A 25565-nucleotide genomic window follows, 5' to 3' on the forward strand; every position below is an offset into this window, starting at 1 on the left:
ACGGAACACACCAGGGAGAGCGGACCATCGTTCAGATTGTTGTGCGCGATAACAACGTCGAGCAAGCGCTCAAGGCGTTGAAAAAGAAAATGCAGCGGGAGGGCACCTTCCGTGAAATGAAGCGCCGTAACCACTACGAAAAACCGTCCGAGAAAAAGGCGCGCCAGAAGGCCGAGGCTATCCGCCGCGCCCGCAAGCTGGCCCGCAAGCGCGCCCAGCGCGAGGGTCTGCTGCCCAAGCCGAAGGTCGCAGCCCGGCGCTAGAGCGCCGTCTCGACGTCAAGGACGCTTCTGCACGACATCAAACGCCGTGCTCCCTGGTCCGCGGGAGCGCGGCGTTTTTCGTGGGTGAACGGCGTTCATTCGGCTCGACATGTCCTGCCCCGCGCGGTTAACCTCTCCCCATGCTCCGGCAAGAGGCGCGCACGCCAGACGCGCCGCGCCGGTCAGGGGAGAAACCAAGATGACTGTGTCACGCCTGATTGCTGCGCTTGGCGCAGCCCTGATCGTGTCGGCCTGCGGCGGCGAGCCAGAGGCGCGCGACACCAGCGATTTCGACCGCGAATACCAGAGCGTCCTGCATGAGGCGCTGCTTGACGCCCAGCCCGGCGATGTGATCGAGATTCCGGCAGGACGCTTCGCCTTTGACCGGGGCCTGTCCCTGAGCGGTGTCAGCGGCGTGACGATCCGCGGCGCCGGGATGGACCAGACCATTCTGTCGTTCGCCGGACAGCGCCAGGGCGCTGAAGGCCTACTGGTCTCCAATTCAGATAATTTCACCCTGGAAAATCTCGCCGTGGAGGACACGGCCGGGGACGCGGTGAAAATTACCGGCGGCGATGGTGTGGTCATACGCGGCGTGCGCGTGGAATGGACGCGCGGCCCCTCCACCGACAATGGCGCCTACGGGCTGTATCCGGTGCTGTCGCGCAATGTGCTGATCGAGGATTCGGTGGCCATCGCGGCATCGGACGCCGGGATCTACGTGGGCCAGTCGGACATGATCATCGTGCGCAACAACCGCGCCGAATACAATGTGGCCGGGATCGAGATCGAGAACTCCAACAATGCCGACGTCTACGGTAATGTGGCGGTGAACAATACCGGCGGCATTCTGGTATTCAACATGCCCAACCTGCCCCGCCCCGGCGCGGGCACCCGGGTGTTCGACAATGATGTAAACGAAAACAACACCCCCAACTTCGGCCATGCCGGTACGCCCGTGGCCAATGTCCCGGCGGGTACAGGCATCCTCATCAATGCCAATGATGATGTGGAGATTTTCAACAACCGGATGCGCAACAACCGCACCGCCCACGTGATCATCTCCTCAGGCTATTCCTCGGGCTTCTCCGATCTGGGTCTAAACGAGGAGTTTGATCCCTATCCCGAAGGCATTCACGTCCATTCCAACACCTATGAGGGCGGCGGCAATAATCCCGACAATATGGAGCTGCAGGCGCTGCGTATCATGAAGTTCGGGCCCACGGGCCGCCTGCCGCCGGTATTCTGGGATGGCTATGTGAACGCGGACCGGATGGTGGATGGGGCCCTGCCTGGCGCCCTGCGCCTGTGCATCACCGACGCCGATGTGCTCGACGCCGACGGACCCAATGACTTTGCCAACCCGCAAGTGGATCGCGAGGCGTTCAACTGCACCCATGAGCCCCTGCCGGCAGTCACGCTGGAGGGCTAGTCTTGAGGCTGATCCTCGCCGCCGGCCTCGCCCTTCTCTGCGCCGCCTGTTCGGCGCAGCCCGATGCGCCCGCGCCGGAACCGGCCTTCATCGCGGACGGCCGGCCGGCGGCGCTGGAGGCCTGGGGCCAGGTGGCCGTGCGCCGCAATGCGCTGGTGCTGGGCGAGGGCGTGACGGCCTACGGGCTGAATACCGCGCTGTTTTCCGACTACGCGCTCAAACTGCGTACGGTCTGGATCCCGGACGGGGCCGAAGCGGCCGCCTATCACGAGACGGAGACGTTCGCATTTCCTGTAGGCACGGTGATCACCAAGACCTTCTTCTATCCTCTGGCGGGCAGCGGTTTTGATCAGGTCTCGGCCCAGGGCCGGCTGGAGGACCATTTCAACGGGACACAGCTGAATCTTGCCGGCCTGCGCCTCATCGAGACGCGGGTGCTGGTGCGGCGCACGGGCGGCTGGGAGGCGCTGCCCTATGTCTGGGACGACGCCCAGCGCAGCGCGTCCCTGCAGCGTACCGGCGCGTTCGTGGAGCTCACCCTGATCAGCACGGCGCGGCCCGCGCAGAGCTTTGCCTACGCCGTACCGGACGTGAACCAGTGCGCGGCATGCCACGTCACCGATGCCCGCGACGGCGCGGTGCGTCCGATCGGCCCGCGCGCACGGCATCTCAACGGGCCCTTCGCCTATTCGGACGGGCCTGAGAACCAGCTGACGCGCTGGGTGGAGGCTGGCCTGCTGACCGGCGCGCCCGAGCCCGATCTGGCGCCGCGCGCGGCGATCTGGGACGGCGATGTTACCTTGTCCGGCGTCGCGCTGGATGCCGCGTCACGCGCCTGGCTGGACATCAACTGCGCCCACTGTCATTCGCGCACCGGACCGGCGCGCACTTCGGGGCTGTATCTGGAACCGTGGGAGCCGGACGGGCCGCATCTGGGCCGCTGCAAGCCGCCCATCGCCGCCGGGACAGGCACGGGCGGGCGGCCCTTCTCCATCGTGCCGGGATCGCCGGAGCAGTCTATCTTCGCCCACCGCCTCGAAACCGAGCGGCTGAGTGACATGATGCCCGAGCTTGGCCGCTCTGTGACCCATCACGAGGGTGCAGCGCTCATCGCTGCCTGGATCGGTGCCATGAGCGGCGGATGCGGCTGATTTGCAGGCCTGACGGCTTGGCGAAGCGGGCGCGTGCGTGCATGCTCGCACCAGACAATCCCGCCGCTTGCCGCGGCTGACGATGTGCCGGAGACACCCTGATGACCGCCCGCCTGAGCCGCCTTGCGCCCGCCCTCGCCGCCGCCGCGCTGGCCAGCGCCTGCACGACGACCCAGTCGGTCTCCTGCCGCGATGCTGATGCGTCCGAGCGGGCCGCCTTCGCGGCCATCGTGACCCACGACCAGAACCGGCTGGCGGGCCTGCTGGCCGCTGAAGGCAGCGAGACTGCGCGCCGCCTGCGAGCAGACGATCCAGCTGTCTTCGCCCAGGTGTTCGGCGCGCGGATGAACGAGCGGTCTGTGCGCACCGTGCTGATGCGCCCGCCTCTGTGCCTCATTGATGAACCGGCGCGGGACAATGCACGCCTGACCTATGTGTTCCCCGCCGGGCGCTTCGACGCGCTGCAAAACCCCGGCATGACCGGGCTGCAAACCGGCGAGCCGGGCCGCGATCACGCCGCCTGCCGCTTTGTCATGGAAAACGGCCAGTGGCGGCTGGCCGATGCCTGCCTGGCAACCTTCCAGCCGCGTCAGCCTGTGGGGTGAAGGAGAATTACTCCTCCCCCTCCGGGGCGTCCGGCACGCCCACGACATGGAAGCCCGCGTCCACATGCAGGACTTCGCCGGTGCACGACTTGCCAAGATCGGACAAAAGGTAGAGCGCCGCGCCTGCGACCCCCTCCATGGTCGTATCCTCTTTCAGGAGCGACCAGTCCTTGCCGGTTTTCATCAGCTGGCGACCGCCGCTGATCCCGGCCATGGCGAGGGTGCGCATCGGGCCGGCAGAGATGGCATTCACGCGGATGCCCTCAGGACCCAGATCGCGCGCAATATAGCGGGTGGAGGCCTCCAGCGCGGCCTTGGCGACGCCCATGACATTGTAGTTGGGCACCACGCGCTCGGCACCCAGATAGGTGAGGGTGACCATGGCGCCCCCGCCGTCTTCATGCGGCGGCATCAGGGCGCTCGCGCGCTTGGCTGCGTCGACGAATGAGAAGGCGGAAATGTCCATCGCCCGCTTGAAGCCTTCGCGGGTGGTGTTGTGGGTGAAGGAGCCCTGCAGCTCGTCCTTCCCGGCGAAAGCGATGGCGTGGACCAGAAAGTCGAGCTTGCCCCATTTGGCCTTGATCGTCTCAAAACAGGCATCCATGGAGGCGTCATCGGACACATCAGCTGTGACCATGAATGGCTCATCGCCCAGTGATTCGACCAGTGGACGCACGCGCTTTTCCAGCGCCTCGTCCTGATAGGAGAAGGCGAGCTCGGCACCCTGCGCATGCAGCTGGCGGGCGATCCCCCAGGCGATGGAATTCTTGTTCGCCACGCCCATGACAAGCCCACGCTTGCCCTTCATCAGTGCGCCCGCCGGAAATTCACCTTCAGCCATTGCCTGCTCCCTGCCTGATTTTTCAAGGCTCTGACGGCATGAGCCGCCTTGCCGGTCATCTTGCCTTCGCCAATAGCGCACACGCGGGCCCGCGTCGAGCGCCGCCCTTGACGGGGCTCACTGCGCTGTGACTGCGCCGGGCGCACGAAGGCCTGTTTTTCGCCGTGAAGCCATGTCAATCTTACCATCAGAAGGGGGAGGTCTTGCCCGCAGACGCTTGTGTCATCGCTGGCAAGCAAAGCCATCAGAGGTCCTGAATGAAAGCCTTGCCGACGCCGCGGTCGGTCGCCATCCGCAAAAGCTGGTCTACCCTCGACTGGGCCAGCGTCTTCGCCGCCATCATCTATCCCGCCCTGGGCGCCATCGGCCTCATCGCCGCCGCCATCATCGGCTGGTCCTTCTCCGGGGTGACCCTGGAATGGTGGTACATCCCGCTCGCCCTGCTGTCCGGCACCGTGACGCTGGTGATCTGCAATGTCGGCATCGGTGTGCTGCACCGTGTCTGGCAGCACAAGGCGGGCGAGCTGCGCTGGCCGGCGCAGGTTCTGACCACCTTTAACTGCGTCGTTGCGATGCAGGGCCGGTTCCGCGACTGGGTAAACTATCACAGCCAGCACCACCGCCTGTCGGACCGCCCCGGCGATCCGCACAATCCCGCCGAGGGCAAGCTGTGGGCGTGGCTGGGCTGGCTGTTCTGGCGCGATCCGAATGATTTGCAGCGCCCTCTGGCCATGTGGCTGCGCGATACGCGCTCGGTGGTGATCTTCGACCGGCACTACTCGCTGATCTCGGTGGCGGTGCACCTGCTTCTGCCCGCCGCGATCTATGCGCTGGTCTGGGGTCTGGGCGGGTCGCTGATCCTGACCTTGATCCTGCACGCCAGCGCCGTGGTGGCGCGCGGGGTGCAGTTCCACGCCACCATTCTGGGCGTGAATGTATTTGGCCACCTGAAGACACCGGCCTGGGCAGACTATCTGCTGGCCCTGTTGACCGGGGGCGAAGCGTTCCACGATCACCACCACGCCGAGCCGGCCAGCGCCCTGCACCTGCCCCGGCGCGGCCTGCTCAACCGGGTGTTCGACTATAACGGCACGGCGCTGCTCCTCTTTGAAAAGCTGCGCTGGGCGCGCGATCTGCGTATCGCGCCGCAATTTGCCGCGCCGCAAACACTCACGCCCGGTTAACCGCGCCGCTTAAGCAGGCCTTAAAGCAAACGGCGGCTCTATGGGGCCGCCGTTTTTTCCTGCCCCGGAGGCATATCCACCATGGCGCGCAGATCGATATCGATTCTGTTTGTCTGTACCGGGAGTATCTGCCGCTCGCCCATGGCTGAAGCGGTGGCGAACGCGCTGGCGGATCGGTCCGGAAAGTCCATGACATTTCAGTCCGCCGGGACCGGCGACTGGCATGCCGGGGAGAGTCCCGATCCGCGTGCCGCTGCGGCTGGAGAGCAACGCGGTTATGACCTGTCCGGGATCACGGCACGCGCCGTAACCAATGAGGATTTCGAGCGGTTTGATCACCTGATTGCCCTGGACAAGGGCCATAAACGCTGGCTCGCCGCGGCTCGCGATCACCGCCATCTGCCAGAGCGCGCAAAGATTTCCCTGCTGCTCGACTGGTCGGTCGGCATGGCCGGCGAGGACGTGCCGGATCCCTACTATGGCGATGAAGCCGATTTCAACCGTGCCCTGAACCTGATCGAGAAGGGCTGCGAAGGCCTGATCCGACGGCTCTAGCAGCAGCGCACCGGCTCAGATCCTGGACCGGCAATCTGTGCTAGCGGCCCGTCTCCGGCGTCTGCGTTGCTGAATCACCCGGTCCTGCAGCCTCGGCCCCGGCCTCAGCGGACTGCGGCTCATCCGCATCATCCGCAGTCGTGGCGAAGGCCGGCTCGGCACCCGCCTGGGGCCGCGGCATGGGCGGCGGCGCCGGCAGCACAATGGCGCGCGCGGCATAGCGCGGATCATCGCGCAGACGCGCTTCCTCAATGCTGTCGGCATCCGCCGGCGGAGCATCGGTGCCAGCCGGGGCGGCCGGCGCAGGATCCGCGTTGAGGTGCGGATCAACAAATCCATCCACTTCGATGGCGTCCGATGCCGCATCGCCTGTTCCGTCGTGCGGTGCCGATGCCGCTTCGTCAGGGATAGCCGGTACAGTCGGCTCGTCAGCCTTGGCCTCAGCTGCGGAGGCGCTCGCCTCGTGAGCCTCGGTGGTTGCGGTCTCGGGCAGCGCATCGTCGGTGACCGTCTCTGTCCCGGACACTGCGTCCTGGGCGGAGTCCACGTCGACCGTGTTGTCACGGCTCGCGTCCCCGGACCCAGCGGTGCCGGTCTGAGCCCCGGTTTCGGCCTCGACAGCGGTCTCGCCGGCCTCGTCCGGCCCATCCGGTTCGCGCAGGGCAGACGCCGTGATAGTGCTGGCACCCATGGATGCGCCGGCAGGCTCCGGTAGGCGCGAGGCGCGCACATGCTCAACCGGAGCCTGGGACACAAGATGATCGGCGAGCAGCGCGATGCGCTTGTCCAGCCGCGCCTCATCGCGCAGGCGGTTGATCGCGCCCCCCACCACAAACAGCAAGGCCGCAATGCCCAGAGCGGCCAGTGCTGGTCCTTCCGCCCCAGCCGGTCCGTCAAGGCCGATAGCACCGACGACGGCCAGCGCGACGAAGACCGGTGCCCATACCAGCCGCCAGGAGCGCGCGGCATACACCAGCGCGGCGAAGCCCGCCGCGATGGCGGCGAAGGCGATCAGCCCGGCTTGGCCAGCAAGGCCGGGCCCGGCGGCTTCCAGCAGAGGGGCAAGCCCGCCAGCGGCCTCCGACCAGCGGAACGTGTCCAGTCCCGGCACACGCGCTTCAGCCAGGGCAAACAGGTCCGGCACCGGCAAGGCGGCGATGCGCCCGGGCACCAGCTCCACCAGGAACGCATGCAGATAGGGCCAAACGATCGCCAGAGCCGCCAGGGCGAACAGCGCCATGGTCAACCACCAGTTCACACTGCGCGACACCCCTGCGCGCGACAGAAGGGCCGGTACGCCCGGATGGGTCCGCGACCAGCTTTGCGCCGAAGGGCTGGCGACCGCCACAGGACGGGAGCGCCGTTCCGGCCCGGGCTGCAGCCGCAGCACGCTGGCGCTGTCGCCGGGTTCGAGGCGGTAACCCTTTTCCATCAGGCGCAGGGTGTGGCGTGCGCCATCAAGGTCCTGGATCCGGCGCTCCTCAGCGCGGGCGCGCGGGTCAGAGCCGACGACTTCGCCGGAGACGGCGTAGAAGTCGATGGTCTTGCGCCCGAAACGCAGGCTGGCATAGGCCGTCGGCAAAGTCGCCATGATGAATCTTCCCCTCATGCGTGGCGGCCCGCGGCGAAGTCGCCATGCAAGCCGGCCAGACCCCTCCGGACACCGCGCGCGTCCCCTCGAACGCCCGCGCGATCCGTTACCAAAAAGTATATACAAGTTTAGGACCGTTTTAAGAATTTTCCTGAGTCGCAAGGAATTTCGCCCGTGGCGCGATGCACGTTTGCGCCGATATGCACTTTCCTTTATATGATCGGCGTCCCGATCCGGGACGTATGAGACACTCTCCCCACGACTGGCGAAAAGGCCCTTGTAAACAATGACTCTGATCAATGCTGCGAACACCGGCGAAGACCGGTATGTGAAAGACATGAGCCTGGCGCGCTGGGGCCGGATCGAGATCGAAATGGCCGAGATCGAAATGCCCGGCCTGATGGCGCTGCGTGAAGAGTATGGCAAGGCGCAACCGCTCAAGGGCGCGCGTATCGCCGGCTCGCTGCACATGACCATCCAGACCGCAGTGCTGATCGAGACGCTGGTCGCGCTCGGCGCTGATGTGCGCTGGGCGTCGTGCAACATTTTCTCCACCCAGGATCATGCCGCGGCTGCCATCGCCGAGACCGGCGTGCCGGTATTTGCCTACAAGGGCGAAACCCTGAAGGAATACTGGGAGTTCGCAGACGCGATCTTCCATTGGCCCAATGGCGAATCCGCCAACATGATCCTGGACGATGGCGGCGACGCGACCATGTATCTGCAGCTCGGTGAGAAAGCCGAAGCCGACCCGTCCGTGCTCGGCGAGCCGAAATCGGAAGAGGAAAAATTCCTGTTCGAAACCATCCGCGAGCGCATGAAACTGTCGCCGGGCTGGTTCAAGACCGCCAAGGCCGCGATCAAGGGCGTGTCGGAAGAAACCACCACCGGTGTGATGCGCCTCTATCAGATGGCCAAGCGCGGCGAGCTCGCCTTCCCGGCGATCAACGTGAACGATTCCGTGACCAAGTCGAAATTCGACAACCGCTATGGCTGCCGTGAGAGCCTGGTGGACGCGATCCGCCGCGGCACCGACGTCATGATGGCCGGCAAGACCGCGGTGGTGTGCGGCTATGGCGACGTGGGCAAGGGTTCGGCAGAATCGCTGGCCAAGGCCGGCTGCCGCGTCTCGGTCACTGAGGTCGACCCGATCTGCGCCCTGCAGGCCTGCATGGACGGTTTCGGCGTGGTGCGCCTGGAAGACGTGATCAAGGACGTCGACATCGTCGTCACCGCCACCGGCAACAAGGACGTGGTCACCGTCGATCACATGCGCGCCATGAAGCACATGGCGATCGTGTGCAATATCGGCCACTTCGACAACGAGATTCAGGTCGAGGCCCTGCGCAATTTCCAATGGACGAATGTGAAGCCGCAGGTAGACCTGATCGAGTTCCCCGAAGGCCACAAGATCATCATGCTGTCCGAAGGGCGCCTGGTGAATCTGGGCAACGCCAACGGCCACCCGTCCTTCGTGATGAGCGCCAGCTTCACCAACCAGGTGCTGGCCCAGATCGAGCTGTGGACGCGCGGCGACCAGTACAAGAACGACGTCTACATCCTGCCCAAGCACCTCGATGAAAAAGTCGCGGCGCTGCACCTGCCCAAGCTCGGCGCCAATCTGACCGTGCTCAGCAATGAGCAGGCCGATTATATCAGCGTCAGCCAGACCGGCCCGTTCAAGGCCGAGCACTACCGCTACTAGGCGTTACGGCTTCGACGGACGAACAGCCCCGCCGGTGCAAACCGGCGGGGTTTTTATTTGTCTGGGTGCGCAGCCCGCCTGGGCATCAGAGCGTCCCCTCACCCTAGCCTGGCGCGCGCCAGTCGTCGGGATCGAGGAAGTCGTCGTCTTCAACGTCGTCCTCGTCTTCATCTGTATCCGGAGCCGCTTCACGCTGCGTCCCGTCGGCGTCACCCCACAGCGGCGCAGGCCGCTCCAGCCCGCCGCGCACCCCGCACCCCGCGAGGGCCAGCGCCGCCAAGGCGCAGGCGATCAGCCCGATCATGCGCTGCAATGTCGTGTCTGCGGTCATGGCCGGCCTCCTCACGCCTCCAGGCGTTGTTTCCAAACGGCGATCTGCTCGCGCACGCGCACCGGCGCGGTGCCGCCAAAGCTGGTCCTGCTCTCCATGGAGGCGCGTGCGGACAGGACCTCGAACAGGCGCGCATCAATGCGCGGCTCGATCTCCTGATAGCGCGACAGCGGCAGGTCCTTCAACGCCAGACCCTCGGCCTCAGCGGCTTTCACCGCAGACCCCGCCACGTGATGGGCGTCGCGGAAGGGCATGTTCAGCTCGCGCACCAGCCAGTCGGCCAGATCGGTGGCGTCAGAATAGGCTTCGCCGGCCGCCGCCTCCAGCGTGTCGCGGTGGAAGGTGAGATCCCCAGCCATGCCGGTCATGGCGGTGATGGCGAGCATGAGATCGTCAAACGCGGTGAAGACCAGCGCCTTGTCTTCCTGCATGTCCTTGGAATAGGCTAGCGGCAGGCCCTTCATCACCAGGATCAGCCCCTGCAGCGCCCCGGCGATGCGGCCTGGCTTGGCGCGCACCAGCTCGGCGGCATCGGGATTGCGCTTCTGGGGCATGATGGACGAGCCGGTGGAAAACGCGTCCGACAGGCTGGCGAAGCCGAAGCGGCGCGAGGTCCACAGCACGATCTCTTCGGCAAAGCGCGACAGGTTGATCGCCGTGATGGCCGCGGCCGACAGCGCCTCCAGCGCAAAATCGCGCGAGGACACGGCGTCCAGCGAATTGGCCATGGGCCGGTCAAAGCCGAGGGCCTGCGCCGTCATGTCCCGGTCGATTGTGAACGCCGTGCCCGCCAGCGCCGCAGCGCCCAGAGGCGACTCATTCAGGCGCGCGCGCGCATCCAGCAGGCGCCCCCGGTCTCGTTCGGCCGCCTCGACCCAGCACAGAAGATGATGGCCCAGGCTCACCGGCTGGGCGGTCTGCAGATGAGTGAAGCCGGGCATGACCCAGTCGGCATGAGCCTCGGCGCGCGCCACCAGCGCCCGCTGATAAGCGCGCAGTGCGTCCGCGGCGCTTTCCAGCGCCTCACGCAGCCAGAGCCGGAAATCCGTGGCCACCTGGTCATTGCGCGACCGGGCCGTGTGCAGGCGGCCCGCGGGCGCACCGATGCGGTCACGCAGGGTCGCCTCGATATTCATGTGCACGTCTTCCAGCGCCGGCTTCCACTCGAACCGGCCGGCGCGAATATCGGTGCGGATTGCGTCCAGACCGCGCGCAATCGCCTCACCATCCTCTCTTGAAATCACGCCGCAGGCGGTCAACATCGCCGCATGGGCCAGCGATCCGGCGATGTCCTGTTCGAACAGGCGCTTGTCGACATCCACAGACGCGTTGATCGCCTGCATCACGGCGGACGGGCCGGCGTCGAATCGGCCGCCCCAGATGCCGCTGGCGGACGGGGTCGAGGCGGGAGCGTCAGAGGTCATGGTCAGGGCGGCGTCCTGTGTGTGAGCGGGTCATCGATTGTGTGCCGGCATTAGGAAGAGGAAGTGCGTCATGCGCAAGCCGCAGCTGAAGCTGTCCCACGCCATTTTCGCGATGATCGCGGTCGGCGTGGGCACCGCAGTGTGGACGATTGGCGGGGCGTTCTTCAGCGGCCCGGCACCGGCCACGTTGTCGAGCTTTACAGTCGGCGAAATGAGCGCGTTCCGCACCGTCACCGGCGCGCCCGGCCAGCCGCGCGGGATGATCCTCACCGCAGACCGTCAGGAGATCACGCTGGCTGACAAGCGCGGCAAGGTCATTCTGGTCAATTTCTGGGCCACCTGGTGCCCGCCTTGCGTGGTGGAGATGCCGGCCTTGGACGCGCTGCAGGCCCGGCTGGGGTCAGACCGGTTTGAAGTCGTCGCCATCTCGATGGACCGCCGTATCGAGGATGCGGAGGCGTTCTTTGACGAACGCGGGCTCGATCACCTGGCCCTGTATTTCGATCCCAACATGAATCTGGGCTTCGCCGCCGGGGCGCGCGGCCTGCCGCTGAGCGTTCTGTATGACCGCCACGGGATCGAGATCGGCCGGCTGGACGGCGATGCGGACTGGGCCAGCCCCGAAGCGGTCGCCCTGATCGAAGCGGCCATCGCGCGCTTCTGATTGCCGGGCTGCACCGCCGGGCTTTTGCCAGCCGGCGCATCAACCTGCCAGACGCGCCGTGTCAAAGCGATTGCAGGCATCAATCTATTCATGAACGAATTTGATGTGTCCAGCATCGGCCATGCGGCATCTCTGCTGTCAGTCTGCCAACGCGCTGAGCAGTGCGCGCAGAACAATGCCCGGCGCTTCGAGCTGGGGCAGATGGCCGACCCCTGGCAGGGTTGAGAAGCTGGCACCAGGCATGTGCGCCCAGAGGCTGCGGCCGCGTTCCAGGGGGATCCAGGGATCGTCCTCGCCCCATAGAATCGCGGTGGGGCATCGAACCTTGCCGTACATAGGCTCGATTTCGGCCGTGTACCGCTCGTCGGCCTGCTCGAACTGCCGGTAAAAGCTGACGCGGCCTTCTGGTGTCAGCCACGGATCACAAAGGCCCGCCAGATCCTCGTCCGGGATCACCGAGCTGAGAGCACCGCCAATATAGGCGCGCACCACCGCCTGATGGATGTGCGCGGGCAATCCGGTGAACGCGTCCACGTGCCGGCCCACATGGTCAAAGAATTCCGATCCCCAGGGCCGAATGGCGACCACATTCATCAGGACAAGACGGTCATAATCACAGCCGTGCAGCAGGTGCGCGCGCAAGGTGGTGGCACCGCCGAAATCATGAGCAACCACCTTGGGCCGCTCGATGCCCAGATGGTCCAGCATGAAGGCGAGCACCTCGCCCTGGACATCAAGAGAGGTGCGCTGGCCGGGCCGCATCTCGGACCGCCCGTAGCCGGGCATGTCATACCAAAAGACCCGGAAATGCTGCGCCAGGCCGGGGATGATCCGGCGCCAGGAAAAGGATGACCACGGCCAGCCATGGGCAAGGAGGAGCGGCGGGCCCTCGCCGGCGGTTCCAAACCGGACACGGCCGGCATCCGTTGTCACCGCCTGGTCAAGATTCCATTCCATCACAGTCCTCCCGTAAGCGCGTGAGCAACGCGGTGCGCCGCTGCCCTTGCAAGGGTATGGATCGTCCTGCGCCTGACGGCAGCAGCCCGCGACCGCTTATGACACACGAAGCCTGATGCATTTCAGCTTGCCTCGCCCGCCATCCTATGCGACGCGAGATAGATCGACCAGTCTATCTAGCGATCCAATGTCACAAACAGCAACAGACCGCCTTACCGGGACCGCCCTTCGCCTCTTTCAGGAGAAGGGATTTGCGCGTGTGGGCATCAATGAAATCATCCGCGAGGCCGATGTCGCGCGAATGTCGCTCTATAATAATTTCGGCTCCAAGGACGATCTGGCGCTGGCGGCCTATTCGGCGCTGTCGCGTGAACGCCAGGCCGCCATGGACGCGGCGATCGCCGCGGCCAGCGGGCCGCAGGCGGCGATCATCTGTCTGTTCGATCTGGCCGAAAACCTTGCCGCCAGGCCCGGCTTCCGTGGCTGTGCTTTCATCAACCTCGCAGCCCAGACGGCAGGAGGGGATGAGCCGCTTCTGACCTTGGTGCGAGCCCACAAGACGGCTTTGCGTGAGCGCTTCATCGGGCTGGCTGCTCGATCCGGGGCGGCTGATCCGGCCGCGCTGGGCCGGCAATTGCTGGCGCTCTGGGATGGCGCAATCATCGCAGCCTTCCTCGAAAGCGATACAGCCCCAATTCGTGCCGCGCGCGCAGCGGCGCAAACGCTCATAGGCGAGGCCTGCCCATGACAAACGCAATCGCGACCCTTGAGATGTCCTTCGGCATGGTGTTCCCATCAATCATGCCGGTCCTGCTGGCTGCATTTTTGGCGCAAGCCAGCCCTGGCCCCGCAACCCTGGCGATCGCCCGGGAGGCGATGGCATACGGTCGCGGCAACGGCATCGCCCTGGCGCTTGGCGTGACAACCGGATCGTGGATCTGGTCGGCGCTGGCTGCGGCTGGAATGAGCACGCTCCTGCTCGCGCATGACGCATTGATCATCGGTTTGCGGCTGCTTGCCGCCCTGTATCTGGGCTGGCTGGCATACAGGTCGGCACGCAGCGCGTTGGGCCGGCACTCCGACGCCGCTCTCTCAGCCCCGGCCACCCGGACCAGCGCTTACGGGCGGGGCCTGCTGATCCATCTGACCAATCCAAAGGCCATACTGTTTTTTGCGGCGCTCTATGCGTTCGGTCTTCCTGAAAATGCCGGCCCTGTGTCCGTGTTCGTGATCGCCTCTGCCGTCGCGATCCAGACCCTTGTGGTGTTCACGGGCCTGGCGCTGGTGTTTTCCTGCGCCCCGATGGCGACGGGATATGCGCGGCTGCGCCGTGGACTTGAGGCCCTGTTCGCCACGGTCTTCGCCAGCGCCGCTATCGGCTTTCTCGCCAGCGCGCTGCGCCCGGCTTACCCGGCGCTGACACGCTCACCGGGATGAGAGCGCAACACACGACACCTCTCCCGCCCACGCCTGACGGAAGCAGAATCGAGGTCGGTCATGCCGATGCCATGGACCTATCGTCACGCCAGCCGCGAGTTTGAAGCCTTTCTGGCAGATGCTCGAGACCGCATGGACCTTGTGTCGAACAATATGACCTACACCGCTGTCGATGGTGTGTTTCAGGTTTTCCGGCACCGTCTGACGGCCCAGCAGGGTCTTGATTTTGCAAACACACTGCCCGCCGTGCTGCGCGCGATCTTCGTCCAAGACTGGGACGTTTCAAGCACGCCAGTCCCGTTTACGGATCGTGCAAGCCTCACCCGTGAAGTCCAGGCCTTGCGGCGCCATCACAACCTGACACCGGACAACGCCATCGATGCGACGGCCTGGGCCGTGCGGCGTTGCGTCGACCAGACCGCATTCGACCGCGTGCTCGCAGACATAGGCCCGCAGGCTCAAGCCTTCTGGCACGTCACGGTCAGTGACCCTGCCGAACTGGACCGGAGGATCGTCTGATGAAGCGGGCCTGCGTCAAGCCGCAGTCGGGTGGACCGCGTCCAGACACCCCGGCCTGCATCCACGCATGCCGCGATGTGCCCGGCTTGAAAGATCGTCATCGCCTGGATGTTGGCGCGATCCGTGTGATTTCCAGCCTGTGTGAATGCAGCCGCCCCATGCGGGCGGTGCCACTCTCCGCCTGATGATCGCGGCGGGTTCAAGTTTGGTTTTGTTTTTCGGCACTGCGCTCGCAGTGTTTTCAGGTCTGAGGATCGCGCGGGCCGATCCGCTGAGGCTGAAATACGCCCTCCTGACAGCTCTTACAGTCCTGTTTCTAACCCGTCTGGTTTGCGACCCTTTGCCGAGCGCGATCCTCGCCTGGCTCGGTGCCGCGATCTTCAGCTATGTCTTCGTACTGGAAGCGACCCTGCTGGCGCTCAAGCAAAGCCCGCCTGCGCAAGGCACATACAACCCGGCTGTCTTTATGCTGATCGCGATCGCGCTTGTTGCCGGTGTTGTCAGTTCCGGATCGCCGGGTTTGGCCCTGGCCAGCGCAGCCGGGCTCATTTTCGGTGCCGCGATCCTGGGCGCGCTGAATAAAATCAGAACGCCCCGCGCTGACCCGGAGGATCGTTAAGTGTTGCACCATGTCGAGCTTTACGTGTCGGACCTCACGCGCTCTCAAGCGGCCTGGGTGCCGCTTCTGGCCCATCTTGCCTATGTGCGAACCCGATCATGGCCGGGCGGGTTCACTCTTGAAGGCCCTTCACGGCCGCACCTCACGTTCGTCCAGGTCCCTGCACAACACGCGCATCGCCCCTACCATCGCTGCGCTGCGGGACTGAATCATCTGGCGTTCCAGGTGAACACCCGCGCCAAGGTGGACGCCCTGCGCGCGCATTGTCTCGAAGCGGGTTTGCCGCTGCTTTACGATGACCGCTATCCGTTCGCGACAGGGCCTGACTACTACGCCCTGTTCGTGGAAGACCCTGACCGCATGAAGCTGGAATTCGTTGCGGCCTGATGCGGACATCAATGGTGAACGCGATCACGGGCCAGGCAGGGCCAGGCGGTGCCACGTCCGCGCCGCCCAGCTTAGCGCGAGACGAAAAATCGTTTGCGATAGGCGCCCGGGCTCGCGCCGACAATTGTCTGGAAGCGTTCGCGAAAACCGCCCGTGGAGGAGAACCCGCACTGGAAGGCGATGTGGTCCACCGGCAGGCCGGATGTCTCGAGCAGCGCCTGGGCGCGACGTATTCTCTGCTCCATGATCCAGCGGCCCGGGGCGGTCCCGGTCGCCGCTTCGAACCTGCGGATAAAGGTCCGCCGGCTCATGCCGGCCTCCCCGGCGAGCGCCTCTATCGTCAGCGGGCTGTCCAGGCGCGCCGTGAGCCCGCTGATCAACCCGTTCAGTGTCTCGTCCGCTGTGCGCTGCGGGGCCGCCCTCTCGATGAACTGCGCCTGCCCGCCCGCCCGCACCGGCGCGGCCACCAGGCGCCGCGCCACGATATTGGCTGCTTGCGCGCCGTAATCTTCGCGCACCAGATGCAGCGACAGATCGATCGCGGCGGCGCTGCCCGCGGCCGTGTAGATATTCTGCTCAGCCACCCACAGGCGCGCCGGATCCAGATGGACGCGCGGGAAGCGGGACTGGAACAGGGCGGCATGTTTCCAGTGGGTCGTGGCCATCCGCCCGTCCAGCAATCCGCTGGCGGCCAGAAGGAAGGCGCCCGAGCAGAACGAGGCGATCCGCACGCCTGCCTCGCTCGCGCGCCGCAGCGCATCCACCATGTGTTCGGACGGCGTGGCGTGAACCGGCCAGCCGGGAATGATCAACGTGTTGAGGTCAGTCACCCCGTCAAGATCATGCTGCGCCGCCGCCGCCAGCGGCCCATGGCGCGCTGTCAGCCCGGCGCGCTCGCCAAGCGTTACGAACGTGTAGGCGATCTCGGGGCTCTCGGGGCGATCCAGCCCAAACACCTCAAAGGCAACCGCGAACTCGAAGGGCGACAGCGCCTCGGTGATCAGGGCGCCCACTTTTAGCGGCCGCTGAAATGGCATTTTTGATGTTTTGATTGTCATACGTGCCACTTTATCCAGACGGCCAAAGGGTGACAATCACGCATCACGTTCAATCCGGAGGATCACATGAGCACGATCGTCACCGAGTTTCCGCCCGCCGACAGCGCCTCTGCGCACGCCTGGTTCAGCGCGCGCCTGGCCCACGAGACAGATTGCTGGGATGTGCATCATGCCCTGTCGACCGGCGCGCCGGACTTTGTCCTTCTCGACGTGCGCACGCCGGCCCTCTACGCGCAGGGACATGTGCCGGGCGCGGTGAACATGCCCCATGCCAAGATAATCGAGAGCAAGATGAAGGCCTGGCCGGCGGAGACGGTGTTCGTGGTGTATTGCGCCGGACCGCACTGCAACGGCGCGGACAAGGGCGCGAAACGGCTTGCAGCGCTCGGCCGGCCGGTCAAGTTGATGATCGGTGGCGTGACCGGCTGGCTCGATGAGGGCTTCAGCCTGGCGCAAGGCGTCGAGCCCGGCGATGTCCGGCACGTCGAGGCATGACGGGCGCGGTCCGCCCCATGGCCGAAGCGGACGCCGGGAAAGTATTGCGCCTGATGCGGGTGCTGGCGGCGTTAGAACATTATCTCGACCGCTTCCAGGCTCCCAAACCCGCCCTGCTCGAACGCGCCTTCGCGCCGGATCCTGATTTTTCGGTGTTTGTGGATGGGCCGGAGGGAGGCCGGCTTAACGGCTACGCGGTCACCTAATGGGTGCGCTGGACCTACACGCTCGCGCCGGCACGTGAACGCCATGGCACCCTGGCCGCGACACCGCAGGCTGTCTCACGCCTGGAAACCCGGAGCCCGGCGCGAGCGCAGGGCTTGCCGACAGCGTCGCGTCAAAATCGTCCCCTGAGCACATATTGGGCGCCCGACCCGCGGTTCCGGGCGCGGTCGTCGCGATTGTGCAGCGCGCATTCGTTCAGCGACAGGCATCCGCATCCGATGCACTGGTCGAGCATGTCGCGCGTGCGCTCCAGCTCCGCGATGCGCTGATCGAGGCGGTCGCGAATGCCGGTCGACACCCGGCGCCAGTCGGCCGCGCGCGGGGCGCGCTCAAGGGGCAGGTCCGCCATGGCGGCGCGGATATCCTCCAGCGACAGCCCAAAAGACTGAAGCAGCATGACGAAGCTCAGCCGGCGAATGTCAGATCGCGCAAACCGCCGGCTGCCGCCCGGCGTTCTGCTAGCCAACACGAAGCGGCACTGCTCGTAATAGCGGATCGTCGGGATCGAAATCCCGGTTCTTTCAGACACCTCCCCGATGGACAGCAAATCGGTCGAGCTCATGGTTTTTCGCCTTGATCTCAAGTGAACTTGAGATTCTAGCCTCGCCGCCATCGTACCGTTTTGCAAGGAGGCTGACCCAATGACCGAAGCCAGACTGGAACACGTGAACATCACCGTGCCCGATCCCGAGCGCACCGCCGCGCTGCTGATCGCGCTGTTCGGCTGGAGGCAGCGCTGGCGCGGCTTACAGAGCGACGGGCGCGTCGCCATCCATGTCGGCGGAGCGGATAGCTATCTGTCGCTCTATGCGCCGGAACCGGGTCAACCGCCCCGCCCCGCACAGTATGGACGGCCTTTGAACCATATCGGCATCATCGTCGAAGATCTCGACGCGGCCGAGCAACGCGTAACCGAGGCCGGTCTCGAGACCTTCGGTCACGGGACTTATGAGCCCGGGCGGCGCTTTTACTTCTTCGACCCGGACGGCGTGGAGTTCGAGGTGGTGTCCTATGCCGGGGCGTGAAGGCGCGCACAGACAATGGCGAGCATCCGCCGGCCACCGCCGGAGACGCACACGCCGAGGTGCCTGACGCCATAGTCGTCAAGCCAGATGCCGACGCCGAAAAGTCCTTCCATCGAATCTGGAGCGGTGCGCACAGTGTCAGGTATTCACCCTGATCTGCTGCAAGCGTGTCGATCACGCACTGCAGCGCGCGGGGCAATGGGCCCACGGCCCAATGGCTCGGCCCGGCACGCCCCGGCTTGCGCCGGAGGCGCCCAGACCTGAGGAGGCCGCAATGCATCTTCGTTTCGATCCGCCACTGAGTGGCGACATCGTGGAGGCTTATGAGGCACCCTATCGCGACCCGATCAGCGTGCAGCGCGGCGATGCGCTAAAGATCGACCCGGAGCGCTCCAAAGAGACCGATATCAGCGGCTGGGTCTGGTGCATCGGCCCTGACGGGCGCGATGGCTGGGTTCCCAAGGCGTGGATCGATGCAGCCGCACAGCCACCAGTGATCGTGCGCGATTACAGCGCGCGCGAGCTGACGGTGCGCATCGGCGACCGGGTTGTGATCCATCATCTGGAAAGCGGGTTCGCCTGGTGCACAGCCACTGAGGGCGAGCCCGGATGGCTGCCCCAGGGCGTGCTGCGCCTGACCGGCGATGAAGGGCGAATGTCCACTCGCGCACACGGCGACCATACAGAAACGGCACCGCAAGGAGGTGCTTTTGGACTGTGATGAGGTGATGCAGACGCCAAAGCCGGCAGATTCAAACGCTGATCATTGTGTTTGCGCTGGGAGCGTGCACAGGCTCAACATCGTCGGGGCGGCCATACCCCGCCCGTGCTGTTACGGATCGGACCCTGGGAACTGGCGCGCCTTGGCGGCCCCAGATCGAACCCGCAGGGTTCGCAAGGGCGACTGCCCGCCCGCAGCAAGCGGGGCTCGGCCCCGCGCAGCGAGGATCGACTGAGCGAACGCGAAGGAGAACGAGAGAAGATGGCGCACCCGACAGGATTCGAACCTGTGACCTCTGCCTTCGGAGGGCAGCGCTCTATCCAGCTGAGCTACGGGTGCTGATCGGCCAGATGAGGTGCATACAGGAGGCAGGCGACCGGTTCAATCGTGTCGCGCGCCCGCCCGCAGGCGTTTGGCGCGCGCCTATGCCGGCGGCGCGATAACGGTCGCGAAGATGGCACCGGCCACGGCAGCAGCCGCGATCAGGCCCCAAAGCCACCAGCGCGTACGGGGTTTGTGGCCGGGCACTGCGGCGGCCGCATCCTGGTCCTCGTCATCAGGGGCCGGCAGGGTCCAGGCCAGCCAGGCCGACGGCAGGGTGAAGCTGTACAGCAGCACGCCCCAGAAGATCGCGTTCCAGTGGGCGTAGGTTTCAGGAGCCCACAAGGTCAGGCGCGTCTCGTCATTGGCTACGGCCAGATAGAAAACCCCGGCCGCCATCAGCCCGGTGAAGACCTGGTAGGAGAAGGCGAAGGCGCGCCGGCGCAGATCACGTTCCAGATCATCCAGCTCGCTGGCCTGCTCGCCGGCAATACGTTGGACATAGGACGTGGCCAGCCAGAAGAAGGCGATCGCCGACAGCACCACCAGAGCAAGGCCCGTCAGGCCCACCGCCCGCGCCGTGTCGCCCAGTTGCATCAGGCAGCCCAGGGGATAGGCGATGAGCACCATGAGAACGGCCCCGCGCACCGAGGCGCGCGAGCGGTGGGGAATGCGGCCCGAAGCCGTACGGATGTAAAAGGACATGTCAGTCGCCTTTGCCAGTAGCAGCCAGGCGCGATAGCGGCGTGAAAGGCTGCAGGGAGAAGATCATTTCCACCGGCAGCTCGAAATATGCCGCCAGCTTCAGCGCCAGCTCCAGCGACGGGTTGTAATCGCCCCGCTCCAGATAGCCGACCGTCTGGTAATTGACCCCGAGTGCCTCGGCGAGAGCCTTGCGCGACAGGCCACGCTCGGCGCGCAACACAGGCAGGCGGTTATGGATGGTGGCAGGGTCGTTCACGCGCCTAGGCTCCGGGTCCTTGCACCACGCCGGACAGCCCGGCCATGACGCATCTTGACCCTTGTCTAATCCGCATTGATTTTCGATGCAATCAAAATATTGCGTATACACAACAATTCATCTTGGACCTGCGGCTACCGCGCAGGCCGGTATGGTGTCACGTCAAAGGTCGAGTTCGTCGTCATCGTCGCGGCGCGCGCGATAGCCGAGGCCCACCATCATGCCTGCGCCCGTGCGTTCGGAATGGGGCGAAGCAGCGCCGGTGGACCGCACCAGACTGGCATAGATGATGAAGCCCGCCAGCGCGCCGGCAAACGGCAGGCCAATGAGCAGCGCCCAGCCGCCCGTGCCTTCCGGCCGCATATACAGCGCCAGCCAGAGCGTGACGCCAAACACGCTGAGCGCCAGGATCAGCGCCAGAAACCGGGTGAACATGCGTGCGATGAATCTCATACCGCCAGCATAGCCGCAAATACGGCGAAGTGACGGCCCGTCACGCCGCGCTGTCAGCCTCATAGGTCAAAGCCAGGAAGACGTCTTCCAGATCCGGCTCTTCGGTGCGCAAGTCGGCGATGCGCCCGCCCGAGGCGTGATAGGTCTCGATCAGGCGCGCCACCGACGCCTCGCCCACCTTGTAGGTTATGGCCAGCGCCCCGTCCTTGCGGATCACCGCCTCGGCGTGCTCGAAGCCCTCCGGAACGGCGGACAGGGGTTCGCCCGGCTCGATGACCAGCGTCTTGTGGTTCAGGCGCTTGAGGAGCTGGTCCTTGGATTCGCACGCCACCACCTGGCCGTGATTGATGATGGCGATCTGGTCGCAGAGCTCCTGGGCCTCTTCGAGATAGTGTGTGGTGAGCACGATCGTGACCCCGGCCTCGTTGAGCCGAACCACATAATCCCACAACTGGCGGCGCAGCTCGATGTCGACACCGGCGGTGGGCTCGTCGAGCACCAGAAGCGGCGGATTGTGCACCAGCGCCTTGGCGACCAGAAGGCGCCGCTTCATGCCGCCCGACAGCTGGCGCACATAGGCGTCACGCTTGTCGGCCAGCCCCATGATGTCCAGAATCTCCATGGTGCGCCGTTCGGATTTCGGCACGCCATAAAAACCGGCCATGAGCTCCAGCGTCTCGAACGGGGTGAAGAACACGTCCATGGCCAGTTCCTGGGGCACCACGCCAATGGCAGCGCGCGCGGCGCGCGGGCGGCGGTCGATATCCATGCCCCAGATCGCACCGCGCCCGGCGGTCTTGGTGACCAGGCCGGCGAAGATATTGATGAAGGTAGATTTGCCCGCTCCGTTGGGGCCCAGAAGGCCGAAAATCGACCCGCGCGGGATGGACAGGTCAACGCCGCGCAGCGCGTGCTTGGCCGGGCTGTTCTTGGTGGCCGGATAGGTCTTTTCCAGCCCTTCGGCTTCCAGCGCGTAGTCGGGCAGGTGTTCGGTCATGGACGGTCCCGTCGGGTCAGAGCGTTGCGCGGCGCGGCGCGCAATTGACGCCAGCGCGCCGCGCGCCTAGTTACGGATTGACGCAAACTAAACCCGCGCTGACCGGTGCGTCCACGCCGGAACGCCGCGCGGCTCAAGCGGAGCGCTGTCCCGACCATGCCGGCTCATCCCGATTCCACCGCTTTCCCGCCGCCCGAAGTGATTGTGGTGACATCCAAGCGCGTCATGTGCGATGGCGGCGGTGGCGCGCTGGGCCATCCGCGGGTGTGGTACGACATGGGCACCGACACGTGCGTGGAGTGCGGCTATTGCGACCGCCGCTTCGTGCTGCAGGGCTCCAAGGATGATCCCGGCGCGGCCGCAGCGTGACCTGGCATCAAGGCGGAGCGGGCTTGCGCCCGGCACCCTAACCCGGTTGACCCGCGCGGCCTGGCCGCCACAATCATCCCCTGCGCGGCCCTGATCGCCGCAGAGTGATGGAGCGGGGGGCGCTGAAGCATGACCGGATTCTGGACGGCGAAGCGGGTCGGGCTGATCCTGGGCCTGGTCCTCGCCCTCATCATCCAGTTCATTCCGGTGCCCGAGGGTGTCTCGCGCGAAGCCTGGATCGTGGACTCCATCGCCGTATTGATGGCGTGCTGGTGGGCCACCGAGGCCATCCCCATCGCCGCCACCGCCTTCATTCCCCTGGCTCTGTTTCCCGTGTTCGGCGTGCTGTCGACGCGCGCCGCCGCGGCACCCTATGCCGACCCGATCGTCATGCTGCTTCTGGGCGGCTTCATTGTCGCGCTGGCCATCGAACGCTGGAATCTGCATGCGCGCATTGCGCTCAATGTGGTGGCGCGGTTTGGCGGGCGCCCTGCGCTACTGGTTCTGGGCTTCATGCTGGCCACGGCCTTGTTGTCGATGTGGATCTCCAATACCGCCACCACATTGATGATGATCCCCATCGCCTTCAAGGTCGCCGAGAAGATGGCCGATGAGGGCGTGGAGCTGACCATGTTCGCTCCCGCGCTGGCGCTCGCGGTGGCCTATTCAGCCAGCGTCGGCGGGCTGGCAACGCCGGTGGGCACGCCCACCAATCTGATCGCCATCGGGTTTCTGGAGCGCGAATTCGCCGCCTCGATCACCTTCGTTGAATGGATGATGCTGGGCGTGCCGGCTGTCGCCGTGATCCTGCCCGTCATGTGGATCATCCTCACCCGCTTCACCTTCAAGGTCAGCGCCAGCGCGCCCAATGCCGCCGGCCACGAGGAAGTGCTGCGCCAGAAGCGGGCGCTGGGCCACATGACCACGCCGGAATGGCGCGTGGCGCTGGCGTTCGGGACGGTCGCCATCTTGTGGATGGGGCGCGAGCTGCCCGGCGCACTGATCTTCCGACCCGAGATCAGCTTTGGCTGGAACCCGCTTCTGGCCTGGCTGTCCGATAGTTTGGCCCTGCCGGTGCGCCTGGCCCTGTCCGACGCCCAGATCGCGATCATGGGCGCCGTGGCAGTGTTTCTCATTCCGGCGGGCGGGGACGCCAACAAAGGTCAGGCGCTGATGGACTGGGAAACCGTCCAGCGCCTGCCCTGGGCGGCGGTGATCCTGTTCGGCGGCGGGCTGTCGCTGGCCGCGGCGATCCAGGCGACGGGGCTGGCCGGCTGGATCGGCGGTCAGCTCAGCTGGGTCGCCGCCCTGCCCCTGCCCCTCACCGTGCTGATCCTCGTGTTCATGGTCATCTTTCTGACCGAGCTCACCTCCAACGTCGCCACGGTGTCGGGCTTCCTGCCCGTGCTGGCGGCCATTGCCATCGAGGCCGGCATACCGCCCGCCCACCTGATCGTGCCGCTGGCGCTGGCGGCCAGCTGCGCCTTCATGCTGCCGGTAGCGACCGCACCCAACGCGATCGTCTATGCCTCGGGCGCAGCCAGCATGAGCCAGATGATCCGCGCCGGACTGCGCATCAACATTGTCATCGCCCCGCTGATCGCACTGTTGGCGACCCTGCTGACGCCGCTGGTGTTTCCGGGGTGAGGGATCAAGCCCGCGCCATCTCCGCCGCAATCGCCTGCGCCGCGGTGCGCGGATCGGGGGCGGCGCTGATGGGACGGCCGACCACCAGATGGGTGGCACCAGCACGCAGCGCCTCGGCCGGTGTGGCGGTGCGTACCTGATCGCCCTTGTCCGAGCCGGCGGGACGCACACCCGGCGTGACGATCAGGAAGCCTTCGGGCACGCGCGCGGCGATCTCGGCGGCTTCCTGGGGCGAAGCGACCACGCCGTCCATGCCGCAGTCGATCGCCTGATCCACCCGGCGCAGCACCAGATCGCGCGCGCTCGACGCATAGCCCATCTCCGCCAGCATGGCATCGTCATAGGCGGTGAGCACGGTGACCGCGAGGAGTTTGAGGGCCGAGCCCGCCCGGCCCGCTGCTGCCGCCCGCATCACTGGCGGCTCACCATGCACGGTCAGCAGATCGGCACCTGCCCCGGTGATGGAGCGCACGGCTTTCTCCACCGTGGCGGGGATGTCGTGGAGCTTGTAGTCGAGGAAGACCTGCGCGCCCCGGCTTTTGAGACCCGCTGCCAGCGCCATGCCGCCCACGGGCAGGAGCTGGAGCCCGATCTTGTAATGGCTGCAGGCGGGCCCGAGCCGCTCGACCAGCGCATCGGCCTCGGCGGTCGAGGGCAGATCAAGAGCCGTGATGAGGCGGGGGTCGGCCATGGCGCACTCCTGTCGGGCAGGCGCGCACATTAATCCGGCTCGCGCAGCGGGTCGACGCCTGGCGCAAGCCTTAGCGCAGCGTGCGCGGCTCGGATGCGTCCAGGATTTCCAGCTGGGCGGGGTGGGTTAGGATGATCATCGGGCCGTTCTCATCCTGCAGCCATCCGCGGACGCGTACCTGCGCGCCCTCCAGCGTCTCGAGCTGCACGCCCGCCGCCTCGAAGCGGTTACGCGCAGCACGGCTGGCGCTGGCGGTGAAGTCGGTCCGCCAGTCTGCGCCGAAATTGAGAAACACCCGGCCATTGCGTGCCTCGCCGGTACTGGTCACGCGGCCCTCAATGATCTGGGCGCTGTCGAGATGCTGGGCCAGCCTGTCAGGATCGCTATCACGGATCGCAAAGGCACCGAGCCCCCAGGCACCGCGGGCCCCCGCCCGGGCCTGCGCCTCGTGCGCCAGAAAATCCTCCAGCGGCAGGTCCAGCCCGTCGCGCGGCCACACCAGCCCCCAGCCTTGCGCGATCAGATCCGCGCCCAGATCCAGTTGATCGGTGCCGCGGGTGAAGACCACCCGCGCCTGTACCCGGCCATAGCGGTCCAGGCTGTCACCGCCCGCCGCCGGAATGATGGACAGGCCCGCCCCCGCCTCGCTCAGCAGACCATCCAGATGCGTGCGCGCCAGCGCGGCGGCCTCCGGCGCGGCTTCAGGGCGCGGCGTGACGACTCCGGCCAGGATGATCCGGGTCTCAGTCCCGTCCTCGCCTGGAACGGTGAAAGCGTGGGCAGACGCCACCTCGCCTGCAGCCCGCACAAGTATGGGCGCTTGCGGCGTTTGCGGAGCTTGCTCCACGCGCTCTCCACATGCCGCGAGCAGCGTCGCCGACAACGATAAAGCCAACCCGATCCGCACGCCCTGCGCCATGGCAGCCTCCCCTGAAAG

The 25565-nt window shown here is 65.8% G+C and carries 32 protein-coding genes and 1 tRNA gene; 19 read left to right on the forward strand and 14 right to left on the reverse strand.

Annotated features, from left to right (window positions below; all coding sequences use genetic code 11):
* Positions 1-26: 26 nt before the first annotated feature.
* The 4 genes from rpsU to L2D00_08565 all read left to right on the forward strand — a co-directional run bounded on the left by rpsU (position 27) and on the right by L2D00_08565 (position 3451).
* Positions 27-263 (forward strand): 30S ribosomal protein S21, encoded by a 237-nt coding sequence (rpsU, locus tag L2D00_08550; GenBank protein WBQ14498.1) that lies wholly within the window; start codon positions 27-29, stop codon positions 261-263.
* A gap of 199 nt (positions 264-462) precedes the next feature.
* The gene (locus L2D00_08555; GenBank protein WBQ11899.1) at positions 463-1695 is read left to right on the forward strand and encodes a right-handed parallel beta-helix repeat-containing protein; all 1233 of its coding nucleotides are present in this window, start codon (positions 463-465) and stop codon (positions 1693-1695) included.
* A gap of 2 nt (positions 1696-1697) precedes the next feature.
* On the forward strand, positions 1698-2846 hold the full coding sequence (locus L2D00_08560) for a hypothetical protein (GenBank protein WBQ11900.1): 1149 nt from the start codon (positions 1698-1700) through the stop codon (positions 2844-2846).
* A 101-nt stretch (positions 2847-2947) separates the two neighbouring features.
* Positions 2948-3451 carry a hypothetical protein gene (locus L2D00_08565; GenBank protein WBQ11901.1) on the forward strand — a complete coding sequence of 168 codons (504 nt, stop codon included), beginning with the start codon at positions 2948-2950 and terminating at the stop codon, positions 3449-3451.
* A gap of 7 nt (positions 3452-3458) precedes the next feature.
* Here the strand turns inward: L2D00_08565 and L2D00_08570 are convergent, their stop codons facing one another.
* Positions 3459-4292 carry an enoyl-ACP reductase gene (locus L2D00_08570; GenBank protein WBQ11902.1) on the reverse strand — a complete coding sequence of 278 codons (834 nt, stop codon included), beginning with the start codon at positions 4290-4292 and terminating at the stop codon, positions 3459-3461.
* Between the two features lie 257 nt (positions 4293-4549).
* On the opposite strand from L2D00_08570, the gene L2D00_08575 reads away from it, so the two are divergent.
* Both L2D00_08575 and L2D00_08580 read left to right on the forward strand, forming a co-directional pair.
* Complete coding sequence (locus tag L2D00_08575) at positions 4550-5476, forward strand: acyl-CoA desaturase (protein ID WBQ11903.1); 927 nt, start codon at positions 4550-4552, stop codon at positions 5474-5476.
* Between the two features lie 141 nt (positions 5477-5617).
* Positions 5618-6031, forward strand: a complete 414-nt coding sequence (locus L2D00_08580; GenBank protein ID WBQ14499.1) for a low molecular weight phosphotyrosine protein phosphatase — start codon at positions 5618-5620, stop codon at positions 6029-6031.
* A 40-nt stretch (positions 6032-6071) separates the two neighbouring features.
* On the opposite strand, the gene L2D00_08585 is transcribed toward L2D00_08580, so the two are convergent.
* Complete coding sequence (locus L2D00_08585; GenBank protein ID WBQ11904.1) at positions 6072-7622, reverse strand: hypothetical protein; 1551 nt, start codon at positions 7620-7622, stop codon at positions 6072-6074.
* Positions 7623-7908: 286 nt separating this feature from the next.
* Here L2D00_08585 and ahcY point away from each other — a divergent pair, with 286 nt between their 5' ends.
* Entirely contained in the window at positions 7909-9327 is a 1419-nt protein-coding gene (ahcY, locus tag L2D00_08590) for an adenosylhomocysteinase (GenBank protein ID WBQ11905.1), read from the forward strand.
* Positions 9328-9430: 103 nt separating this feature from the next.
* Here ahcY and L2D00_08595 read toward each other — a convergent pair whose 3' ends face one another.
* Positions 9431-9658: a lipoprotein gene (locus L2D00_08595; GenBank protein WBQ11906.1), complete on the reverse strand. Its 228-nt coding sequence runs from the start codon at positions 9656-9658 to the stop codon at positions 9431-9433.
* Between the two features lie 11 nt (positions 9659-9669).
* The gene (gene argH / locus L2D00_08600; protein ID WBQ11907.1) at positions 9670-11082 is read right to left on the reverse strand and encodes an argininosuccinate lyase; all 1413 of its coding nucleotides are present in this window, start codon (positions 11080-11082) and stop codon (positions 9670-9672) included.
* A gap of 70 nt (positions 11083-11152) precedes the next feature.
* On the opposite strand from argH, the gene L2D00_08605 reads away from it, so the two are divergent.
* A complete protein-coding gene (locus L2D00_08605; GenBank protein WBQ11908.1) occupies positions 11153-11746 on the forward strand; it encodes a TlpA family protein disulfide reductase in 594 nt (197 codons plus the stop codon).
* A gap of 138 nt (positions 11747-11884) precedes the next feature.
* Here the strand turns inward: L2D00_08605 and L2D00_08610 are convergent, their stop codons facing one another.
* On the reverse strand, positions 11885-12703 hold the full coding sequence (locus L2D00_08610; protein ID WBQ11909.1) for an alpha/beta hydrolase: 819 nt from the start codon (positions 12701-12703) through the stop codon (positions 11885-11887).
* Between the two features lie 259 nt (positions 12704-12962).
* Between L2D00_08610 and L2D00_08615 the strand changes: the two genes are divergently transcribed.
* From L2D00_08615 to L2D00_08635, 5 genes are all read left to right on the forward strand, one after another.
* Positions 12963-13451, forward strand: a complete 489-nt coding sequence (locus L2D00_08615; protein ID WBQ11910.1) for a TetR/AcrR family transcriptional regulator — start codon at positions 12963-12965, stop codon at positions 13449-13451.
* Complete coding sequence (locus L2D00_08620; GenBank protein WBQ11911.1) at positions 13448-14140, forward strand: LysE family transporter; 693 nt, start codon at positions 13448-13450, stop codon at positions 14138-14140. The genes L2D00_08615 and L2D00_08620 overlap by 4 nt, the downstream gene beginning before the upstream one ends.
* Before the next feature lie 60 nt (positions 14141-14200).
* The gene (locus L2D00_08625; protein ID WBQ11912.1) at positions 14201-14659 is read left to right on the forward strand and encodes a DUF2267 domain-containing protein; all 459 of its coding nucleotides are present in this window, start codon (positions 14201-14203) and stop codon (positions 14657-14659) included.
* A gap of 184 nt (positions 14660-14843) precedes the next feature.
* Entirely contained in the window at positions 14844-15278 is a 435-nt protein-coding gene (locus L2D00_08630; GenBank protein WBQ11913.1) for a hypothetical protein, read from the forward strand.
* The gene (locus L2D00_08635; protein WBQ11914.1) at positions 15279-15665 is read left to right on the forward strand and encodes a hypothetical protein; all 387 of its coding nucleotides are present in this window, start codon (positions 15279-15281) and stop codon (positions 15663-15665) included.
* 71 nt (positions 15666-15736) lie between these two features.
* On the opposite strand, the gene L2D00_08640 is transcribed toward L2D00_08635, so the two are convergent.
* Positions 15737-16678 (reverse strand): helix-turn-helix domain-containing protein, encoded by a 942-nt coding sequence (locus L2D00_08640; protein ID WBQ11915.1) that lies wholly within the window; start codon positions 16676-16678, stop codon positions 15737-15739.
* A 111-nt stretch (positions 16679-16789) separates the two neighbouring features.
* On the opposite strand from L2D00_08640, the gene L2D00_08645 reads away from it, so the two are divergent.
* Together L2D00_08645 and L2D00_08650 are read left to right on the forward strand one after the other, a co-directional pair.
* The gene (locus tag L2D00_08645; protein ID WBQ11916.1) at positions 16790-17218 is read left to right on the forward strand and encodes a rhodanese-like domain-containing protein; all 429 of its coding nucleotides are present in this window, start codon (positions 16790-16792) and stop codon (positions 17216-17218) included.
* A 17-nt stretch (positions 17219-17235) separates the two neighbouring features.
* A complete protein-coding gene (locus tag L2D00_08650; GenBank protein WBQ11917.1) occupies positions 17236-17424 on the forward strand; it encodes a hypothetical protein in 189 nt (62 codons plus the stop codon).
* A 131-nt stretch (positions 17425-17555) separates the two neighbouring features.
* On the opposite strand, the gene soxR is transcribed toward L2D00_08650, so the two are convergent.
* Positions 17556-18005 (reverse strand): redox-sensitive transcriptional activator SoxR, encoded by a 450-nt coding sequence (soxR, locus tag L2D00_08655; GenBank protein ID WBQ11918.1) that lies wholly within the window; start codon positions 18003-18005, stop codon positions 17556-17558.
* A 79-nt stretch (positions 18006-18084) separates the two neighbouring features.
* On the opposite strand from soxR, the gene L2D00_08660 reads away from it, so the two are divergent.
* Entirely contained in the window at positions 18085-18468 is a 384-nt protein-coding gene (locus L2D00_08660; GenBank protein WBQ11919.1) for a VOC family protein, read from the forward strand.
* Positions 18469-18742: 274 nt separating this feature from the next.
* Complete coding sequence (locus L2D00_08665; protein ID WBQ11920.1) at positions 18743-19189, forward strand: hypothetical protein; 447 nt, start codon at positions 18743-18745, stop codon at positions 19187-19189.
* A 262-nt stretch (positions 19190-19451) separates the two neighbouring features.
* Here L2D00_08665 and L2D00_08670 read toward each other — a convergent pair.
* From L2D00_08670 to L2D00_08690, 5 genes are all read right to left on the reverse strand, one after another.
* A tRNA-Arg gene (locus tag L2D00_08670) sits at positions 19452-19528 on the reverse strand.
* A gap of 84 nt (positions 19529-19612) precedes the next feature.
* Positions 19613-20215 (reverse strand): hypothetical protein, encoded by a 603-nt coding sequence (locus L2D00_08675; GenBank protein WBQ11921.1) that lies wholly within the window; start codon positions 20213-20215, stop codon positions 19613-19615.
* A gap of 1 nt (position 20216) precedes the next feature.
* A complete protein-coding gene (locus L2D00_08680; GenBank protein ID WBQ11922.1) occupies positions 20217-20471 on the reverse strand; it encodes a helix-turn-helix transcriptional regulator in 255 nt (84 codons plus the stop codon).
* 162 nt (positions 20472-20633) lie between these two features.
* Positions 20634-20924, reverse strand: a complete 291-nt coding sequence (locus L2D00_08685; protein WBQ11923.1) for a hypothetical protein — start codon at positions 20922-20924, stop codon at positions 20634-20636.
* A gap of 40 nt (positions 20925-20964) precedes the next feature.
* The gene (locus L2D00_08690) at positions 20965-21921 is read right to left on the reverse strand and encodes an ABC transporter ATP-binding protein (GenBank protein ID WBQ11924.1); all 957 of its coding nucleotides are present in this window, start codon (positions 21919-21921) and stop codon (positions 20965-20967) included.
* Between the two features lie 156 nt (positions 21922-22077).
* Between L2D00_08690 and L2D00_08695 the strand changes: the two genes are divergently transcribed.
* A complete protein-coding gene (locus tag L2D00_08695; GenBank protein WBQ11925.1) occupies positions 22078-22290 on the forward strand; it encodes a zinc-finger domain-containing protein in 213 nt (70 codons plus the stop codon).
* A gap of 129 nt (positions 22291-22419) precedes the next feature.
* Positions 22420-23937 carry an SLC13 family permease gene (locus L2D00_08700; protein ID WBQ11926.1) on the forward strand — a complete coding sequence of 506 codons (1518 nt, stop codon included), beginning with the start codon at positions 22420-22422 and terminating at the stop codon, positions 23935-23937.
* Positions 23938-23941: 4 nt separating this feature from the next.
* On the opposite strand, the gene pyrF is transcribed toward L2D00_08700, so the two are convergent.
* Positions 23942-24628 (reverse strand): orotidine-5'-phosphate decarboxylase, encoded by a 687-nt coding sequence (gene pyrF, locus L2D00_08705; GenBank protein WBQ11927.1) that lies wholly within the window; start codon positions 24626-24628, stop codon positions 23942-23944.
* Between the two features lie 70 nt (positions 24629-24698).
* On the reverse strand, positions 24699-25547 hold the full coding sequence (locus L2D00_08710) for a hypothetical protein (protein ID WBQ11928.1): 849 nt from the start codon (positions 25545-25547) through the stop codon (positions 24699-24701).
* Between the last annotated feature and the right edge of the window lie 18 nt (positions 25548-25565).

This window comes from Hyphomonadaceae bacterium BL14, from assembly GCA_027627705.1.
Taxonomy (GTDB): domain Bacteria; phylum Pseudomonadota; class Alphaproteobacteria; order Caulobacterales; family Maricaulaceae; genus Oceanicaulis.

What these genes read in the sequence shown, in the direction of transcription:
- L2D00_08555 (WBQ11899.1), top strand. Translation starts at nt 463, where the DNA reads ATGACTGTGTCACGCCTGATTGCTGCGCTTGGCGCAGCCCTGATCGTG.
- L2D00_08565 (WBQ11901.1), top strand. Translation starts at nt 2,948, where the DNA reads ATGACCGCCCGCCTGAGCCGCCTTGCGCCCGCCCTCGCCGCCGCCGCG.
- L2D00_08570 (WBQ11902.1), bottom strand. Translation starts at nt 4,292, where the DNA reads ATGGCTGAAGGTGAATTTCCGGCGGGCGCACTGATGAAGGGCAAGCGT.
- L2D00_08575 (WBQ11903.1), top strand. Translation starts at nt 4,550, where the DNA reads ATGAAAGCCTTGCCGACGCCGCGGTCGGTCGCCATCCGCAAAAGCTGG.
- L2D00_08580 (WBQ14499.1), top strand. Translation starts at nt 5,618, where the DNA reads ATGGCTGAAGCGGTGGCGAACGCGCTGGCGGATCGGTCCGGAAAGTCC.
- L2D00_08585 (WBQ11904.1), bottom strand. Translation starts at nt 7,622, where the DNA reads ATGGCGACTTTGCCGACGGCCTATGCCAGCCTGCGTTTCGGGCGCAAG.
- ahcY (WBQ11905.1), top strand. Translation starts at nt 7,909, where the DNA reads ATGACTCTGATCAATGCTGCGAACACCGGCGAAGACCGGTATGTGAAA.
- L2D00_08595 (WBQ11906.1), bottom strand. Translation starts at nt 9,658, where the DNA reads ATGACCGCAGACACGACATTGCAGCGCATGATCGGGCTGATCGCCTGC.
- argH (WBQ11907.1), bottom strand. Translation starts at nt 11,082, where the DNA reads ATGACCTCTGACGCTCCCGCCTCGACCCCGTCCGCCAGCGGCATCTGG.
- L2D00_08605 (WBQ11908.1), top strand. Translation starts at nt 11,153, where the DNA reads ATGCGCAAGCCGCAGCTGAAGCTGTCCCACGCCATTTTCGCGATGATC.
- L2D00_08610 (WBQ11909.1), bottom strand. Translation starts at nt 12,703, where the DNA reads ATGGAATGGAATCTTGACCAGGCGGTGACAACGGATGCCGGCCGTGTC.
- L2D00_08620 (WBQ11911.1), top strand. Translation starts at nt 13,448, where the DNA reads ATGACAAACGCAATCGCGACCCTTGAGATGTCCTTCGGCATGGTGTTC.
- L2D00_08625 (WBQ11912.1), top strand. Translation starts at nt 14,201, where the DNA reads ATGCCGATGCCATGGACCTATCGTCACGCCAGCCGCGAGTTTGAAGCC.
- L2D00_08630 (WBQ11913.1), top strand. Translation starts at nt 14,844, where the DNA reads ATGATCGCGGCGGGTTCAAGTTTGGTTTTGTTTTTCGGCACTGCGCTC.
- L2D00_08645 (WBQ11916.1), top strand. Translation starts at nt 16,790, where the DNA reads ATGAGCACGATCGTCACCGAGTTTCCGCCCGCCGACAGCGCCTCTGCG.
- L2D00_08650 (WBQ11917.1), top strand. Translation starts at nt 17,236, where the DNA reads ATGGCCGAAGCGGACGCCGGGAAAGTATTGCGCCTGATGCGGGTGCTG.
- soxR (WBQ11918.1), bottom strand. Translation starts at nt 18,005, where the DNA reads ATGAGCTCGACCGATTTGCTGTCCATCGGGGAGGTGTCTGAAAGAACC.
- L2D00_08660 (WBQ11919.1), top strand. Translation starts at nt 18,085, where the DNA reads ATGACCGAAGCCAGACTGGAACACGTGAACATCACCGTGCCCGATCCC.
- L2D00_08665 (WBQ11920.1), top strand. Translation starts at nt 18,743, where the DNA reads ATGCATCTTCGTTTCGATCCGCCACTGAGTGGCGACATCGTGGAGGCT.
- L2D00_08675 (WBQ11921.1), bottom strand. Translation starts at nt 20,215, where the DNA reads ATGTCCTTTTACATCCGTACGGCTTCGGGCCGCATTCCCCACCGCTCG.
- L2D00_08685 (WBQ11923.1), bottom strand. Translation starts at nt 20,924, where the DNA reads ATGAGATTCATCGCACGCATGTTCACCCGGTTTCTGGCGCTGATCCTG.
- L2D00_08690 (WBQ11924.1), bottom strand. Translation starts at nt 21,921, where the DNA reads ATGACCGAACACCTGCCCGACTACGCGCTGGAAGCCGAAGGGCTGGAA.
- L2D00_08695 (WBQ11925.1), top strand. Translation starts at nt 22,078, where the DNA reads ATGCCGGCTCATCCCGATTCCACCGCTTTCCCGCCGCCCGAAGTGATT.
- L2D00_08700 (WBQ11926.1), top strand. Translation starts at nt 22,420, where the DNA reads ATGACCGGATTCTGGACGGCGAAGCGGGTCGGGCTGATCCTGGGCCTG.
- pyrF (WBQ11927.1), bottom strand. Translation starts at nt 24,628, where the DNA reads ATGGCCGACCCCCGCCTCATCACGGCTCTTGATCTGCCCTCGACCGCC.
- L2D00_08710 (WBQ11928.1), bottom strand. Translation starts at nt 25,547, where the DNA reads ATGGCGCAGGGCGTGCGGATCGGGTTGGCTTTATCGTTGTCGGCGACG.